The sequence below is a fragment of the Xanthobacter aminoxidans genome (assembly GCF_023571765.1).
Classification (GTDB): domain Bacteria; phylum Pseudomonadota; class Alphaproteobacteria; order Rhizobiales; family Xanthobacteraceae; genus Xanthobacter; species Xanthobacter aminoxidans.
In genome coordinates, this window is record NZ_JAMJXC010000019.1 from 88,444 (window position 1) to 102,877 (window position 14,434).

Consider the following 14,434-nt stretch of genomic DNA (forward strand, 5'->3'; position numbering starts at 1 on the left):
GCGGGCAATGCCAAAGATCGCTGGGGGCAAGGAAGCGCCTTCGGCGGTCTCTTGCGCTGGGCCCCGGCTCGCATTCCGCTTCGCTGCGTGCGTCCGGGGCGCGATAACCGCGCCGCCCTCAGTTCAGCGGCACCGTCACGAACTCCTGCTTGCCCTCGCCATCGGAGACGAGGAACAGGGCGGAGCGCTTGCCGGCCTTGCGCAGGGCGTCGATCTGCTTCTCCACGTCGGCGGGGCTCGCCACCGCTTCCTGGCCCACCTGCACGATGACCTGACCCGCCTTCAGCCCCTTGTCGGAGGCGGGGGAGGAGCGGTCCACGTCGGTGATGACGACGCCGGAAATCTCGCTCTTGATCTTGAAGCGCTTGCGCAGATCGTCGCTCATGGCGGAGAGCTCGATGCCGAGCGCCTTCTTGGGCGGCACCTTCTGCGCCTCGGGGGCGGGCTTCGAGGCCTCCGGCTTGTCGTCCTCGGGCATGCGGGCGACCTTGACGCGCAGGGTCTCCTCCTTGCCCTTGCGGATCACCACCACCTCCACCTCGCTGTCGGCCATGGTGTCGGCCACCGTGCGGGTGAGGTCGCGCACTTCCTTGACGTCGCGGCCGTTGAACTTGACGATCACGTCGCCGGCCTTGATGCCGCCCTGGGCGGCCGGGCTGTTCTCCGTCACCACGCCGATGAGCGCGCCGCGCGGCTTGCCGAGGCCGAGGCTCTCGGCGATGTCCTCGGTGACGGGCTGGATGCGCACGCCGATCCAGCCGCGCCGCACTTCCTTGAACTGCTCGATCTGGGCGATCACCGGCTGGGCGGTGGCCGAGGGCACGGCGAAGCCGATGCCGATGGAGCCGCCCGAGGGGGAGATGATGGCGGTGTTGATGCCGATCACCTCGCCATTCATGTTGAACAGCGGGCCGCCGGAATTGCCCCGGTTGATGGCCGCATCCGTCTGGATGAAATTGTCGTAGGGGCCGGAATTGATGTCGCGGTTGCGGGCGGAGACGACGCCCACCGTCAGCGTGCCGCCAAGGCCGAACGGGTTGCCGATGGCCATCACCCAGTCGCCCACGCGCAGCTTCTCGCTGTCACCGAACTTCACCGCCACGAGGGGCTTGGGCGGGTTCACCTTGAGCAAGGCGAGGTCGGTCTTGGTGTCGCGCCCGACAACCTCGGCCTTCAGCTTCGAGCCGTCGTTGAAATTGGCGAAGATCTCGTCGGCATCCGAGATGACGTGGTTGTTGGTGACGATGAAGCCCGAGGGATCGATGACGAAGCCGGAGCCCAGCGAGGAGACGCGGCGCGAGCGCTGCTCGCTGCCATCCTCCGGGCGGCGCTTGAAGAATTCGTCGAAGAAATCCTCGTAGGGCGAGCCCGGCGGCAGTTGCGGGGCGGGCACCGAGCGGGAGGGGGCGACGTTCTGCGAGGTGGAGATGTTCACCACCGCGTCCATCACCTTCTCGGCCACGTCCGCCACCGTATCCGGCCCCTTGCCGGGCGCTGCATGGAGCGGCGCGCTGCCGATGCCCGTAAGGGCGACCGCCGCCGCCAGCAGCAGCGCGGGCAGCCGGGACCGGCCGGGGAGGAGACGGGAAGGCACGAACGGTGCAGGCATGGCTGTCCTCGAGATCATCCCCAGAGGCTGCGACGCCAGCGCTCCGGGCGCAAGCCCCGCGATGCTCACGATCCGGCGGGGGAGGGCGCACAGTCAGGGACGATTGCGGCAATCTCACCGCCGGCAGCCTGCGACAGGGGCCGCCATGCCGCCCCTGGTCGTTTCCCGTTCAGTTGCCGGGCGTCCGCGTACCTCACCGTTCGTCATCCCCCGGCTTGTTCGGGGGATCCACCGCGCCGCGTGAGTGCTCCCGGCAAGCGGGCACACCTGCGGCCCGAAAGTGGATCGCCCGGACGAGCCGGGCGATGACGCGGATGGATGGATTGGAAAACGGGGCCGGAAAGCCCCGCCTTCAGAAGCTGCGCACCAGAAACACCACCAGTACCCCCAGCGCGCCGACGCCGAGGCCGGCGAGGCGCATGGGGGTTTCCGGCGCGTGGAGGACCGCCCGCATGGCCTTGCGCCACGCCCCCGGAAAGGCGGCGAGGCACAGGCCCTCGATGGCCAGCATGAGGCCGAGGGCGGCCAGAAGGTCCTTCATGCCGCCTGCCGGGCCGGTCAGTTGCCGGCCGCCGGCAGGGCGACGGGCGCACCTGCCGCGGACACTCCGGTGGGGCTCTGGAAGAAGCGGAAGAAGTTCGAATCCGGCGCCAGCAGCATGCGGGTGTCGGACGACTTCATGCTCGCCTCATAGGCCTGCATGGAGCGGTAGAAGGCGAAGAAGTCCGGGTCGCGCTGGTAGGCATCGGCGAAGATGCGGTTGCGCTCCGCGTCGCCTTCGCCGCGCAGCTGCTCGCCCTTGGAGGTCGCCTCCGCCACCACGATGGTGACCTCGCGATCGGCGCGGGCACGCAGGCGCTGGGCGGCCTCGTTGCCCTGGGCGCGGATTTCCGCCGCTTCCCGCTGACGCTCGGTCTGCATGCGCTGGAACACCGCCTGGCTGTTGGCTTCCGGCAGATCGGCGCGGCGGATGCGGACATCCACCACGGTGATGCCGAAGTTGGCGGCCTCGCGGTTCACCTGCTCGTTGATCTGCCGCATCAGCCCTTCGCGCTGGTCGCGCACCACGCTGATGAAGGTGTTCTCGCCGAGCACCCGGCGCAGCGCCGAGTTGAGCACCGTGGAGAGGCGGGAATTGGCGCCCTGCACCGTGCCCACCGACTGGTAGAAGCGCAGCGGGTTGGTAATGCGGTAGCGCGCGAAGGCGTCCACCACGAGGCGCTTCTGGTCCGCCGCGATCACTTCCTGCTGGGGGTTTTCCAGGTCGAGGATGCGGTTGTCGATATAGACCACGCTGTCGATGAACGGCACCTTCCAGTGCAGTCCGGGCGAGGTCACGGGCGCCAGCGGCTCGCCGAGGCGCAGCACCAGCGCCTGCTGGGTCTGGCTGACGATGAAGGCGGACGAATAGACGAGGACGAGGGCGATGACGCCGAGGACGGCGAGGACGCCGCCGAAGACCGGATTTCTCATCGGGCGGCTCCCTGGGGCTGCGTGGCCGGCGCCGGGGCGCGGCGGATCGTGTCGGTCAGGGGCAGGACGGGCACGACGCCGCTGCCGCCCTGTCGGGCCGCGGAGGGATCGACCAGCACCTTGTCCACGCTGCCGAGCACACGCTCCATGGTTTCGAGGTACATGCGCTGGCGCGTGACCTCCTTCGCCTTCTGGTACTCGTCATAGACCTTGAGGAAGCGGGCGGCCTGGCCGCGGGCCTCCACCACGGTCCGCTCGCGATAGGCCTGGGCCGCATTCTCGATGCGGGAGGCCTCGCCGCGGGCCTCGGGCAGCACGCGGTTGGCGTAGGTCTGCGCTTCGTTCTGGGCGCGCTCGGCGTCGGCGCGGGCGGCCTGCACGTCGCGGAAGGCGTCGATGACCTGGCTCGGCGGATCGACCTTCTGCATCTGCACCTGGGTGACCTGCACGCCGGCCTTGTAGCCGTTGAGCACCTGCTGCATCAGCTCCTGCACGCCGGTCTCGATGCCCTGGCGGGCGCCGGTGAGGATGGGCTGGATGTTGGTGCGGCCGATCACCTCGCGCATGGCGCTCTCGGCCACGGCCTTGATGGTGCCCTCGGGGTTCTGCACGTTGAACAGGTATTCCTCGGCGTTGTTGATGACCCAGAACACCGAGAAGTCCACGTCGACGATGTTCTCGTCGCCGGTGAGCATCAGGCTTTCCTCGGCCACGTCGGTGGTCCGGGTGCCGTTGCGGCGGGGGTCTTCGCTCACCCGCATGCCGATGTCGATGCGGTTGACGAACGTCACCTTGGGGGTGAGCACGGTCTCGACGGGATAGGGCCAGTGATAGTTGAGGCCCGGCTGGGTGATGCCGACGAACTTGCCGAAGCGCAGCACCACGCCCTGCTCGTCGGGGAGCACGCGATAGAAGCCGGAGAGGAACCAGCCGGCCACCACGAGCGCGATGACGAGGATGATGCCGTTGGTCCCGAAGGATCCGGGCATGATGGAGCGCAGGCGGTCCTGGCTGCGGCGGATCAGGTCTTCAAGGTCTGGCGGCGTCGGTCCCGATGAAGAGGGTCCCGAACCCCAGGGACCCCGCGGCCCATTACCCCATGGGCCGCCACTCTGATTCTTCCACGACATCCGTCGTCTCCCGTGGGCGGTGCCGCCACCGGCACCCGCGTCGCTGATCCTGCCACCGGCGCGGATGCGGACTGGCCGCACGCTAGCACGCCGCCCGCAGCGGGTCGCCCGAGGCAAACGACTCCGCTGGGGAGCACATCTGCCGGACAAACCCGTTCGGCGGGAAGGACCTGGACGTGGCACGCCGCGTCAGGCCTGCCCCGCCGGGCCAGGTGGTTATAGGAAACCGCGCACCGCCTTTCAACGCGATGCGCGGTCAGCTCAGTCCGCAGATAAGGTTGACCTCGCGCTTACGCAACGGGAGGGCTGGAGACCTGGAGACGTTCTCCTGCGGCCTGGGCGCGCGCCTGGGTGGCGGCGCCGCGATAATGGTCGAGCACGAACAGGCGGATGGCGGAGGAGAGATTCCCCTGCGAACGGCCGGAATCGATGGTCGCCACGAGATCGGACAGGGTAAGCCGGCGGCCGCTCGCAATCTCCTTCAGAGCCTCCCAGAAGGCATCCTCGAGACTGACGCTGGTCTTGTGCCCGGCAATGACGATGGATCTTTTAACCACGGGGCTTTTCATGTTCATCCCTCTCGGTCAGGGCGTGGCCCTCAAGGTGGCGCTCTTGCCGCGCGTGCTCGTCCGCTTGTTGCTGACGCTCAGCCTTGGTCCGACCGAATCGGATCCGATTCTGGCTGGCTGCCGCATCAGCCGCCTGACGGGCCCGCGCCTTGCGCGCCCGGTGAAGATTGACCACGTCGCCCAACGCTTGCCTCACCTTGCCGTCGGATTCCTCCGCGCCGACGGCAGATGATCTTCTGTACGGCCGGCGTCACGCGTCAGGCCACTTAGCCCGCAGAGGAATTTTACCTCATTGAGCACGGTCAAGATATGGCTAAATTCCAAGGAGGTAACATCCCTCCGCTACCTCTCTGGAACTATTTTAGGGTGGAGGTCCGCCTCCCCCAGCGGGCGTGAGCTGTGCTAAGAGCCGCGCGCCCGCGTCTTAAGGAAAGGCCCGCCATGACCACCCGCACAGAGACCGACACATTCGGTCCCATCGAGGTTGAATCCGACCGCTACTGGGGCGCGCAGGCGCAGCGCTCGCTCGGCAACTTCAAGATCGGCTGGGAGAAGCAGCCGCTGCCGGTGGTGCGCGCCCTCGGCATCGTCAAGCGCGCCGCGGCGGAAGTGAACCGCGATCTCGGCCGCCTCGATCCCAAGCTCGCCGACGCCATCGTCGCCGCCGCCCAGGAAGTGATCGAGGGCAAGCTCGACGCCCACTTCCCGCTGGCCGTCTGGCAGACCGGCTCCGGCACCCAGTCCAACATGAATGCCAACGAGGTGATCTCGAACCGGGCCATCGAGATGCTCGGCGGGGAGATGGGCTCCAAGAAGCCCGTGCATCCCAACGATCACGTCAATATGAGCCAGTCGTCCAACGACACCTACCCCACCGCCATGCACATCGCCTGCGCGGAGGAGATCGTCCACCGGCTGCTGCCGGCGCTGAAGCACCTGCATGGCGCGCTCGCCGCCAAGTCGGCCGAGTGGAAGGACATCATCAAGATCGGCCGCACCCACACCCAGGATGCGACGCCCCTGACGCTGGGCCAGGAATTCTCCGGCTACACCCAGCAGGTCGAGAACGGCATCAAGCGCATCGAGATGACCCTGCCGGCCCTCATGGAGCTGGCCCAGGGCGGCACCGCGGTGGGCACCGGCCTCAACGCCCCGGTCGGCTTCGCCGAAAAGGTGGCGGCGCAGATCGCCGGCATCACCGGCCTGCCCTTCACCTCGGCGCCCAACAAGTTCGAGGCGCTCGCCGCCCACGACGCCATGGTGTTCTCGCACAGCGCCATCAACACGGTGGCGGCCTCCCTGTTCAAGATCGCCAACGACATTCGCCTGCTCGGCTCGGGCCCGCGCTCCGGCCTCGGCGAGCTGTCGCTGCCGGAGAACGAGCCCGGCTCCTCCATCATGCCGGGCAAGGTGAATCCCACCCAGTGCGAGGCGCTGACCCAGGTCTGCGTGCAGATCTTCGGCAACAACGCCGCGCTCACCTTCGCCGGCAGCCAGGGCCATTTCGAGCTCAACGTCTACAATCCGGTGATGGCCTACAACTTCCTCCAGTCGGTGCGCCTGATGGCCGATGCGGCCATCAGCTTCACTGACAATTGCGTGGTCGGCATCGAGGCCCGCGAGGACAACATCAAGGCGGCGCTGGAGCGCTCGCTGATGCTCGTCACCGCGCTCGCCCCGAAGATCGGCTACGACAACGCCGCCAAGATCGCCAAGACCGCGCACAAGAAGGGCACGACTCTGCGCGAGGAGGCCGTGGGCGGCGGCTATGTGACCAATGAGGAATTCGACGCGGTGGTGCGGCCGGAGAAGATGATCTCCCCCGGCTGATCGCTCCCCGGTCGTTGAAGCTTGGCGGCGGCACCCGGCACGGGTTGCCGCCGCCTTCGTTTTCGGGCCTGCTCCAGCCGTCGCGCAGGCAGGGCAGGGAATCGAATGGCGGACCTCACCGAGATCGACATCGCGGCGCTCAACCCCACCCAGCTGACGCTGGGCTTGCAGGAGGTGGAGCGGCGGGCCACGCAGATGCGCAAGCTCTCCCGTCGCGAGCTGAGGACGCTGAAGGAGAGCCGGCCGGTGCCCTACGTGGTGGGGCCGAAGCGCCGGCTCTACATCATCGATCATCACCATCTGTGCCGGGCGCTCCTCGCCGTCGGCGACGAGACCGTGCTGCTCGGCGAGGCGCGGGCCGACTGGTCCAGCCTCGACCTCAAGGCCTTCTGGCATCGCATGGAGACCGAGGGCCTGTGCTGGCCCATCGACGTGGACGGCAACCGCCGCCCCTGCCTGAAGATCCCGAGCCATGTGAGCGAGCTCACCGACAACCCCTGGCGCACGCTCGCCCGCGGCGTGCGCGGGAAGGCCTATGCCAACGAGGACACGCCGTTCCAGGAATTCATGTGGGGCAATTACTACCGCTCCTTCATGACCACGCGGCTGCTGGAGACCGACATCGCGCTGGCCGAGAAGCTGGCGGTGAAGGTGTCGCTGCTGGACGAGGCGCAGGATTTGCCGGGGTATCTGGGCAAGGCGTGAGCAGGGCATCCGGATTGTCCCGGAACCTTTCTCGACCTTTGCCGTGTTATAAGCACGCCGCTGCCGGGATGCGGCGACAGGGGAGGGGCCACCATGTCCATCGTTCTTCGTGAATTTGCCCGCCTGCGGGCGCCGCTCTTCGCCATGCTGGCCACGCTGACGCTGGCGGGCTGCGGCATCAATGTGATTCCCACCGAGGAGGAGCGCGCCAAGGCGGCGTGGAGCGAGGTGCTGAACCAGTACCAGCGCCGCTCCGACCTCATTCCCAATCTCGTCGAGACCGTGAAGGGCTACGCCGCCCAGGAGAAGGACGTGCTGACCTCGGTGATCGAGGCGCGCGCCAAGGCCACCTCCATCAAGGTCGATGCCTCCACCGTCACCGACCCGGCCCAGTTCAAGCAGTTCCAGGATGCGCAGGCGGGCCTGTCCTCCGCGCTGGGGCGGCTGATCGCGGTGTCGGAGGCCTATCCGGACCTGAAGTCCAACGCCAACTTCCTCGCCCTGCAATCGCAGATCGAGGGCACGGAGAACCGCATCGCCGTGGCGCGGCGCGATTATATCGAGGCGGTGCGGGTCTATAACACCGAGCTGAAGACCTTCCCGGGCGCCCTGTGGGCCGCCACACTCTATCGCGCCTACAAGCCCATGGAGACCTTCACCATCTCCGAGCAGCAGATGCAGGTACCGAAGGTGAAGTTCAACTGAGCGGGGAGCGACGGCGATGGGCCACCAGATGGGCCGGCCGCGCGCCTTTGCGGTCCATAGACCGGCCGCGGGCTTCGCGCTCGCGCTGGCCGGCCTTCTGGCGCTGTGCCTCGCCGTCGCGCCCGTAGGCGTCGCCCCCGCATGGGCGGAACTGACCTTCCCGCCCCTCACCGGGCGGGTGGTGGATGCCGCCCATGTGCTCGATCCCGGCACCCTTGCCGCGCTCGATGCCAAGCTGGCGGCGCAGGAGGCGAAGGCCACCGACCAGCTGGTCGTCGCCACCGTTCCTTCGCTACAGGGCACCTCCATCGAGGATTACGCCAACCGCCTGTTCCGCACCTGGCAGATCGGGCAGGCGAAGAAGAACAATGGCGTGCTCCTCCTCGTCGCCCCCGCGGAGCGCAAGGTGCGCATCGAGGTGGGCTACGGCCTCGAAGGCATCCTGACGGACGCGGTGTCGGCCACCATCATCCGCAACGCCATCGTGCCCGCCTTCAAGTCCGGCGACATGGCGGCGGGCATCGTGAAGGGCACGGACGCCATCCTCGAGATCCTGAACCTCGACCCGGACGAGGCGAAGGCGCGGGCGAAACAGCTGGAATCCTCCGACTGGACCGAGGAGGAGGTGGACAACCTCATCTTCTTCGCGGTGATGGTCATCTTCATGGGATTTATCATCTGGCGCGTCATGCGCGGCGGCGGGCCGGGCGGCCCTGCGGCCCGCAGGCGGCGCGGCGGCGCGGTGGCCGGCGGTCCGATCTCGTGGGAATGGGGCACCGGCAGCGGCTCCGGCTGGTCCGGCGGTTCCTCCGGCGGGGGCTGGTCGGGCGGCGGCGGCTCCTCCGGTGGCGGCGGCGCGTCTGGGGATTGGTAGGCCCGCCCTTGCGATTTTACCGCGCACCTGCAAACTTCGGGCGCGCCAGTGCAGGGGAGGGGCTCGCGTGAACCAGCAATCCGCCACGACGACCACCACCCAGGATGCGGGCCGCTACGGCCTGCCGCAGCACGCGCTCCAGCGCATCGCCGAGGCGGTGACGCTGGCCGAGGGGAAGACATCCGCCGAGATCCGCGTGGTGGTGACGCGGGCGCCGCTGGTGCAGCATCCCTTCTTCTCCATCCTGTGGGCCTCGCTGGCGGCGCTGGTGCTGCCGTGGCTCATCGTTCTCGCCTATCCCATGCCGGCGCTCTCGGCGCTGGCGCTGCAAGCCATGCTGTTCGTCATTCTCGCCGCCGCACTGCTCATGCCGGGAATGGCGGAGAAGGCTGTGCCCCGCCTCGCGCTCAAGGCGGCGGCCCGCAACGCGGCCATCGAGACCTTCCTGAGCTACGGCATCCCGCAGACCAAGGGCCGCACCGGCATCCTCATCTTCGCCGCCGCGCGCGAGCGCCTGGTGGAGGTGGTGGCGGACGATGCCGCCCACGGCCCGCTGGGCGCCGCCGCGTGGCGCGACATCTGCGATGCGGTGGCCGCCCGCGCCCGGCAGGGGAGCCTCGCCGAAGGGCTGGTCGCCGGCGTCGAGAAGGCCGGCGACCTCCTCGCCGGGCCCCTCCCGCGCAAGCCCGACGACCGCAACGAGATGCCCAATCACGTGGTGGTGCTCTGACGCGGCGCGGCACGCCCTAGCCGAAGGTCGTGCGGCATCGCTGATTCTGAGGCCCGCGAGCGCCTTTCCATCGGCCGCGCCGCAGCATAGATTGCGCGCCCGAGCCTTCGGGGCTCATCCAAGGCAAAGGGCTTCTTCTCATGACCAAACCCGCCGTTCGCGTCGCAGTCACGGGCGCCGCCGGTCAGATTTGCTATTCTCTCCTTTTCCGCATCGCCAACGGCGACCTATTCGGCAAGGATCAGCCGGTCATCCTCCAGCTTCTCGACCTCCCGCAGGCGCAGGGTGCCGTGAAGGGCGTGGTGATGGAGATCGAGGATTGCGCCTTCCCGAATTTCGCGGGCGTGGTCATCACCGATGATCCCAAGGTCGCCTTCAAGGACATCGACGCCGCGATTCTCGTGGGCGCCCGTCCCCGCTCGAAGGGCATGGAGCGCGCCGACCTCCTCTCCGCCAACGCCGAGATCTTCAAGGTCCAGGGCAAGGCGCTGAACGAGGTGGCCAAGCGCGACGTGAAGGTGCTGGTGGTCGGCAACCCGGCCAACACCAACGCCTACATCACCGCCAAGAGCGCCCCGGACCTGCCGGCCCGCAACATCACCGCCATGCTCCGCCTCGACCACAACCGCGCGCTGTCGCAGTTCGCGGCCAAGGCCGGTGTCGAGAGCAAGGACATCGAGAAGGTGGCGGTGTGGGGCAACCACTCCCCGACCATGTATGCCGACTACCGCTTCGCCACCGTGAAGGGCAAGCCGCTGCCGGAGCTCATCAACGACGAGACCTGGTATCGCGAGACCCTGCTGCCGACCGTCGGCAAGCGCGGCGCCGCCATCATCGAGGCCCGTGGCCTGTCGTCCGCGGCCTCCGCGGCGAATGCCGCCATCGACCACATGCACGACTGGATCCACGGCACCGCCGGCAAGTGGGTGTCCATGGGCGTGGCCTCCGATGGCTCCTACGGCGTGCCCGAGGGCATCGTTTTCGGCATGCCTGCCATCTGCACCGCGGGCGAGTATGAAGTGGTCCAGGGCCTGCCCATGGACGACTTCTCCAAGACCCAGTTCGATAAGACCCTCAAGGAGCTGCTGGAAGAGCGCGACGGCGTCGCCGCCCTCCTGGCCTGATTCCTTTCAGATCGCCCCCTCCCGCACCGCGGGCGGGGGCATTTGTTAAAAAAACATGAATTGCCGGCAGGGTGGCGGCGATTTATGACGGCGGTCACGGCTTCGTAAGCCTCAAAGCCGCGTAATTACGGGAAAGTCGGCGCGTTCCTTATTGACGTTCGGCGACTCTCCGGTTAGAAGCAGCCCACTTTCGCGGCAGGCGGTCGGCGTCTGAGTGATTGTTCCCTTCGAAATCAGCGCTTCCAAGTGCTTGAAGGGCCAATCTTGAAGCCGAAACGCTGCCAGGAACAGCACTGCGATAACTTCAGGTGCATGATCGCGGCGCCGGCCGGGAAAAAAGCCCCGGTATAGCGCGTTGTGATCCTCTGTCGCGAGAAAGGCGTGTCTGCCCCCTTTTGGGCGGTGGACGGCGCCTTTCGTGTTCGTTGGTGCGAAGGGAATTCAGGCCCTTTCGGGGCCAGTCGTGGCGATCCTTCAAAAGGGTCGTCGAAATGAAGGAATGCGGCCGAGGCCGCAGATCAGGACGAGGCGAAGGCGTACATGCCGACGATCAACCAGCTGATCCGTAAGCCGCGCGAAGCGCAGAAGGCGCGCGACAAGGCGCCGGCGCTCCAGGCGAGCCCGCAGAAGCGCGGTGTTTGCACGCGCGTTTACACGACGACCCCGAAGAAGCCGAACTCGGCTCTTCGTAAGGTCGCCAAGGTGCGGCTCACCAACAGCTACGAAGTGATCGGCTACATCCCCGGTGAAGGTCACAACCTTCAGGAGCACTCCGTGGTGATGATCCGTGGCGGCCGCGTGAAGGATCTTCCCGGCGTGCGCTACCACATCCTGCGTGGCGTGCTGGATACCCAGGGCGTGAAGAACCGCAAGCAGCGCCGTTCGAAGTACGGCGCGAAGCGGCCGAAGTGATAGTGAGGATCTGAACGATGTCCCGTCGTCACAAGGCCGAGCGCCGCGAAGTCATCCCGGACGCCAAGTATGGCTCCACCACCCTGTCGCGCTTCATGAATTCCGTCATGCGCGACGGCAAGAAGTCGGTCGCCGAAGGCATCGTCTACGGCGCTCTCGATGTGGTTGAGGCCAAGGCGAAGCACGATCCGGTCGAGGTCTTCATCCAGGCGCTCGAGAACGTTGCTCCCGCGGTGGAAGTTCGCTCCCGCCGTGTCGGTGGCGCGACCTACCAGGTTCCGGTCGAGGTGCGCACCGAGCGTCGCCAGACTCTCGCGATCCGCTGGCTCATCGCCTCGGCCCGTGCCCGCAACGAGAAGACCATGGTGGAGCGTCTCTCCGCCGAGCTGCTCGATGCTGCCAACAATCGCGGCTCCGCCGTGAAGAAGCGCGAAGACACGCACCGGATGGCCGAAGCCAACCGCGCGTTCTCGCATTACCGCTGGTGATCGGAGAGGACTGAGCGATGCCCCGTACTCACGCGATCGAGGACTACCGCAACTTCGGCATCATGGCCCACATTGATGCCGGCAAGACCACGACCACCGAGCGGATCCTCTATTACACCGGCAAGAGCCACAAGATCGGTGAAGTCCATGATGGCGCTGCCACCATGGATTGGATGACCCAGGAGCAGGAACGCGGCATCACCATCACGTCTGCCGCGACGACCGCTATCTGGCAGGGCAAGCGCCTGAACATCATCGACACCCCCGGGCACGTGGACTTCACCATCGAGGTGGAGCGTTCGCTCCGCGTGCTCGACGGCGCCGTGTGCGTGCTGGACGGCAACCAGGGCGTCGAGCCGCAGACCGAGACCGTGTGGCGGCAGGCGGACAAGTACAACGTGCCCCGCGTCGTGTTCGTCAACAAGATGGACAAGATCGGCGCCGACTTCTACCGCTGCGTCGAGATGATCGTGGACCGAGTCGCCGGCAACCCGGTGTGCTGCCAGCTCCCGATCGGTTCCGAGAGCAACTTCAAGGGCATCATCGACCTCGTCCGCATGAAGGCGGTCGTGTGGGAAGATGAAGCCCTCGGCGCGAAGTACCATGACGAGGAGATCCCCGCGGATCTCGCCGACAAGGCCGCCGAATACCGCAACAAGCTGGTGGAAGCCGCCGTCGAGCTCGACGACGACGCCATGGCTGCCTATCTCGACGGCACCGAGCCGGACGAGGCGACCCTCAAGCGCCTGATCCGCCTCGCCGTCATCGGCCGCAAGTTCAATCCCGTGTTCTGCGGCTCGGCCTTCAAGAACAAGGGTGTGCAGCCTCTGCTCGACGCGGTGGTGGACTATCTGCCGTCGCCGATCGATCGCGGCGCGATCAAGGGCATCGACTTCAAGACCGAGGAAGACACCGTGCGTCTTCCCTCGGACGACGAGCCGACCTCCGTCCTCGCGTTCAAGATCATGGACGACCCGTTCGTCGGCACCATCACCTTCTGCCGCGTCTACGCCGGCAAGATGGAAACCGGCATGGGCCTGCTCAACTCCACCCGCGACAAGCGTGAGCGCGTCGGCCGGATGCTGCTGATGCACGCCAACAACCGGGAAGACATCAAGGAAGCCTATGCGGGCGACATCGTCGCCCTCGCCGGCCTCAAGGATGTGCGCACGGGTGATACCCTCTGCGATCCGGCCAAGGCCGTGATCCTGGAGAAGATGGAATTCCCCGAGCCGGTCATCGAGATCGCGATCGAGCCGAAGTCCAAGGCCGACCAGGAGAAGCTGGGCATCGCCCTGTCGAAGCTGGCTGCCGAGGATCCGTCCTTCCGCGTGTCGACCGACTTCGAGAGCGGCCAGACCATCCTCAAGGGGATGGGCGAACTGCACCTCGACATCAAGGTCGACATCCTGAAGCGCACCTACAAGGTGGACGCCAACATCGGCGCTCCGCAGGTCGCCTATCGTGAAACCCTCACGAAGAAGACCGAGGTGGACTACACCCACAAGAAGCAGACCGGTGGTACCGGCCAGTTCGCGCGGGTGAAGTTCACGGTGGAGCCGAACGAGGCCGGCAAGGGCTTCGCCTTCGAGAGTGCCATCGTCGGTGGCGCGGTGCCGAAGGAGTACATCCCGGGCGTCCAGAAGGGCCTCGAGAGCGTGCTTGGCGCCGGCGTGCTGGCGGGCTTCCCGGTGGTGGACGTCAAGGTGACGCTCACCGACGGCGCGTTCCACGAAGTGGACTCGTCGGCCCTGGCGTTCGAGATCGCGTCCCGCGCGGCGTTCCGTGAGGCCCTGCAGAAGGGCACCTCGGTGCTGCTGGAGCCGATCATGAAGGTCGAGGTGGTGACCCCGGAAGACTACACCGGCTCGGTCATCGGCGACCTGAACTCCCGTCGTGGCCAGATCCAGGGCCAGGACATGCGTGGCAATGCGAACGTCATCAACGCGATGGTGCCGCTGGCCAACATGTTCGGTTACGTGAACACCCTGCGCTCCTTCAGCCAGGGCCGTGCCACCTTCACCATGCAGTTCGACCACTACGAGCAGGTGCCGTCGAACGTCGCTCAGGAGGTCCAGGCCAAATACGCTTGAGCGTAGAGGCCTGAACCCCACCTCACCCTTTCGGATCCCGCCAGCGAGACCCAACGGAGAGTCCCATGGCCAAAGAGAAGTTCAACCGCTCGAAGCCGCACTGCAACATCGGCACGATCGGTCACGTTGATCACGGCAAGACGTCGCTGACGGCAGCGATCACGAAGATCCTTGCGGAGTCTGGCGGCGCGA

The 14,434-nt window shown here is 66.8% G+C and carries 16 protein-coding genes; 10 read left to right on the forward strand and 6 right to left on the reverse strand.

Annotation, left to right across the window (positions count from 1 at the left end; genetic code table 11):
• Positions 1-118: 118 nt before the first annotated feature.
• The 6 genes from EJ105_RS22625 to EJ105_RS22650 all read right to left on the reverse strand — a co-directional run bounded on the left by EJ105_RS22625 (position 119) and on the right by EJ105_RS22650 (position 4,977).
• Positions 119-1,609 carry a DegQ family serine endoprotease gene (locus EJ105_RS22625; protein ID WP_250168115.1) on the reverse strand — a complete coding sequence of 497 codons (1,491 nt, stop codon included), beginning with the start codon at positions 1,607-1,609 and terminating at the stop codon, positions 119-121.
• A gap of 352 nt (positions 1,610-1,961) precedes the next feature.
• Entirely contained in the window at positions 1,962-2,150 is a 189-nt protein-coding gene (locus EJ105_RS22630) for a DUF2065 domain-containing protein (protein ID WP_024278426.1), read from the reverse strand.
• A 17-nt stretch (positions 2,151-2,167) separates the two neighbouring features.
• Complete coding sequence (gene hflC, locus EJ105_RS22635) at positions 2,168-3,082, reverse strand: protease modulator HflC (protein ID WP_029558966.1); 915 nt, start codon at positions 3,080-3,082, stop codon at positions 2,168-2,170.
• Positions 3,079-4,212, reverse strand: a complete 1,134-nt coding sequence (hflK, locus tag EJ105_RS22640) for an FtsH protease activity modulator HflK (protein WP_029558965.1) — start codon at positions 4,210-4,212, stop codon at positions 3,079-3,081. The genes hflC and hflK overlap by 4 nt, the downstream gene beginning before the upstream one ends.
• A 290-nt stretch (positions 4,213-4,502) precedes the next feature.
• On the reverse strand, positions 4,503-4,781 hold the full coding sequence (locus EJ105_RS22645) for a ribbon-helix-helix domain-containing protein (protein ID WP_024278429.1): 279 nt from the start codon (positions 4,779-4,781) through the stop codon (positions 4,503-4,505).
• Positions 4,762-4,977 (reverse strand): DUF4169 family protein, encoded by a 216-nt coding sequence (locus EJ105_RS22650; protein WP_309298293.1) that lies wholly within the window; start codon positions 4,975-4,977, stop codon positions 4,762-4,764. The genes EJ105_RS22645 and EJ105_RS22650 overlap by 20 nt, the downstream gene beginning before the upstream one ends.
• A 245-nt stretch (positions 4,978-5,222) precedes the next feature.
• Between EJ105_RS22650 and fumC the strand changes: the two genes are divergently transcribed.
• The 10 genes from fumC to EJ105_RS22700 all read left to right on the forward strand — a co-directional run.
• Positions 5,223-6,611, forward strand: a complete 1,389-nt coding sequence (gene fumC / locus EJ105_RS22655) for a class II fumarate hydratase (protein ID WP_029558964.1) — start codon at positions 5,223-5,225, stop codon at positions 6,609-6,611.
• Between the two features lie 105 nt (positions 6,612-6,716).
• Positions 6,717-7,316 (forward strand): ParB-like protein, encoded by a 600-nt coding sequence (locus EJ105_RS22660; RefSeq protein ID WP_250168116.1) that lies wholly within the window; start codon positions 6,717-6,719, stop codon positions 7,314-7,316.
• Between the two features lie 93 nt (positions 7,317-7,409).
• On the forward strand, positions 7,410-8,021 hold the full coding sequence (locus tag EJ105_RS22665; RefSeq protein WP_394042686.1) for a LemA family protein: 612 nt from the start codon (positions 7,410-7,412) through the stop codon (positions 8,019-8,021).
• Between the two features lie 28 nt (positions 8,022-8,049).
• On the forward strand, positions 8,050-8,895 hold the full coding sequence (locus EJ105_RS22670) for a TPM domain-containing protein (protein WP_250168122.1): 846 nt from the start codon (positions 8,050-8,052) through the stop codon (positions 8,893-8,895).
• A 67-nt stretch (positions 8,896-8,962) separates the two neighbouring features.
• Positions 8,963-9,625 (forward strand): TPM domain-containing protein, encoded by a 663-nt coding sequence (locus EJ105_RS22675; RefSeq protein WP_250168117.1) that lies wholly within the window; start codon positions 8,963-8,965, stop codon positions 9,623-9,625.
• A 140-nt stretch (positions 9,626-9,765) separates the two neighbouring features.
• Complete coding sequence (locus tag EJ105_RS22680; protein WP_024278436.1) at positions 9,766-10,749, forward strand: malate dehydrogenase; 984 nt, start codon at positions 9,766-9,768, stop codon at positions 10,747-10,749.
• 540 nt (positions 10,750-11,289) lie between these two features.
• Positions 11,290-11,661, forward strand: a complete 372-nt coding sequence (gene rpsL, locus EJ105_RS22685; protein ID WP_012113697.1) for a 30S ribosomal protein S12 — start codon at positions 11,290-11,292, stop codon at positions 11,659-11,661.
• A gap of 17 nt (positions 11,662-11,678) precedes the next feature.
• Positions 11,679-12,149, forward strand: a complete 471-nt coding sequence (gene rpsG / locus EJ105_RS22690) for a 30S ribosomal protein S7 (RefSeq protein WP_024278437.1) — start codon at positions 11,679-11,681, stop codon at positions 12,147-12,149.
• A 17-nt stretch (positions 12,150-12,166) separates the two neighbouring features.
• Positions 12,167-14,242 (forward strand): elongation factor G, encoded by a 2,076-nt coding sequence (gene fusA, locus EJ105_RS22695; protein ID WP_024278438.1) that lies wholly within the window; start codon positions 12,167-12,169, stop codon positions 14,240-14,242.
• A 65-nt stretch (positions 14,243-14,307) separates the two neighbouring features.
• The coding region (locus EJ105_RS22700; protein ID WP_245420775.1) for a GTP-binding protein at positions 14,308-14,434 on the forward strand (127 nt) is incomplete at its 3' end.

What these genes read in the sequence shown, in the direction of transcription:
- EJ105_RS22625 (WP_250168115.1), bottom strand. Translation starts at nt 1,609, where the DNA reads ATGCCTGCACCGTTCGTGCCTTCCCGTCTCCTCCCCGGCCGGTCCCGG.
- EJ105_RS22630 (WP_024278426.1), bottom strand. Translation starts at nt 2,150, where the DNA reads ATGAAGGACCTTCTGGCCGCCCTCGGCCTCATGCTGGCCATCGAGGGC.
- hflC (WP_029558966.1), bottom strand. Translation starts at nt 3,082, where the DNA reads ATGAGAAATCCGGTCTTCGGCGGCGTCCTCGCCGTCCTCGGCGTCATC.
- hflK (WP_029558965.1), bottom strand. Translation starts at nt 4,212, where the DNA reads ATGTCGTGGAAGAATCAGAGTGGCGGCCCATGGGGTAATGGGCCGCGG.
- EJ105_RS22645 (WP_024278429.1), bottom strand. Translation starts at nt 4,781, where the DNA reads ATGAAAAGCCCCGTGGTTAAAAGATCCATCGTCATTGCCGGGCACAAG.
- fumC (WP_029558964.1), top strand. Translation starts at nt 5,223, where the DNA reads ATGACCACCCGCACAGAGACCGACACATTCGGTCCCATCGAGGTTGAA.
- EJ105_RS22660 (WP_250168116.1), top strand. Translation starts at nt 6,717, where the DNA reads ATGGCGGACCTCACCGAGATCGACATCGCGGCGCTCAACCCCACCCAG.
- EJ105_RS22665 (WP_394042686.1), top strand. Translation starts at nt 7,410, where the DNA reads ATGTCCATCGTTCTTCGTGAATTTGCCCGCCTGCGGGCGCCGCTCTTC.
- EJ105_RS22670 (WP_250168122.1), top strand. Translation starts at nt 8,050, where the DNA reads ATGGGCCGGCCGCGCGCCTTTGCGGTCCATAGACCGGCCGCGGGCTTC.
- EJ105_RS22680 (WP_024278436.1), top strand. Translation starts at nt 9,766, where the DNA reads ATGACCAAACCCGCCGTTCGCGTCGCAGTCACGGGCGCCGCCGGTCAG.
- rpsL (WP_012113697.1), top strand. Translation starts at nt 11,290, where the DNA reads ATGCCGACGATCAACCAGCTGATCCGTAAGCCGCGCGAAGCGCAGAAG.
- rpsG (WP_024278437.1), top strand. Translation starts at nt 11,679, where the DNA reads ATGTCCCGTCGTCACAAGGCCGAGCGCCGCGAAGTCATCCCGGACGCC.
- fusA (WP_024278438.1), top strand. Translation starts at nt 12,167, where the DNA reads ATGCCCCGTACTCACGCGATCGAGGACTACCGCAACTTCGGCATCATG.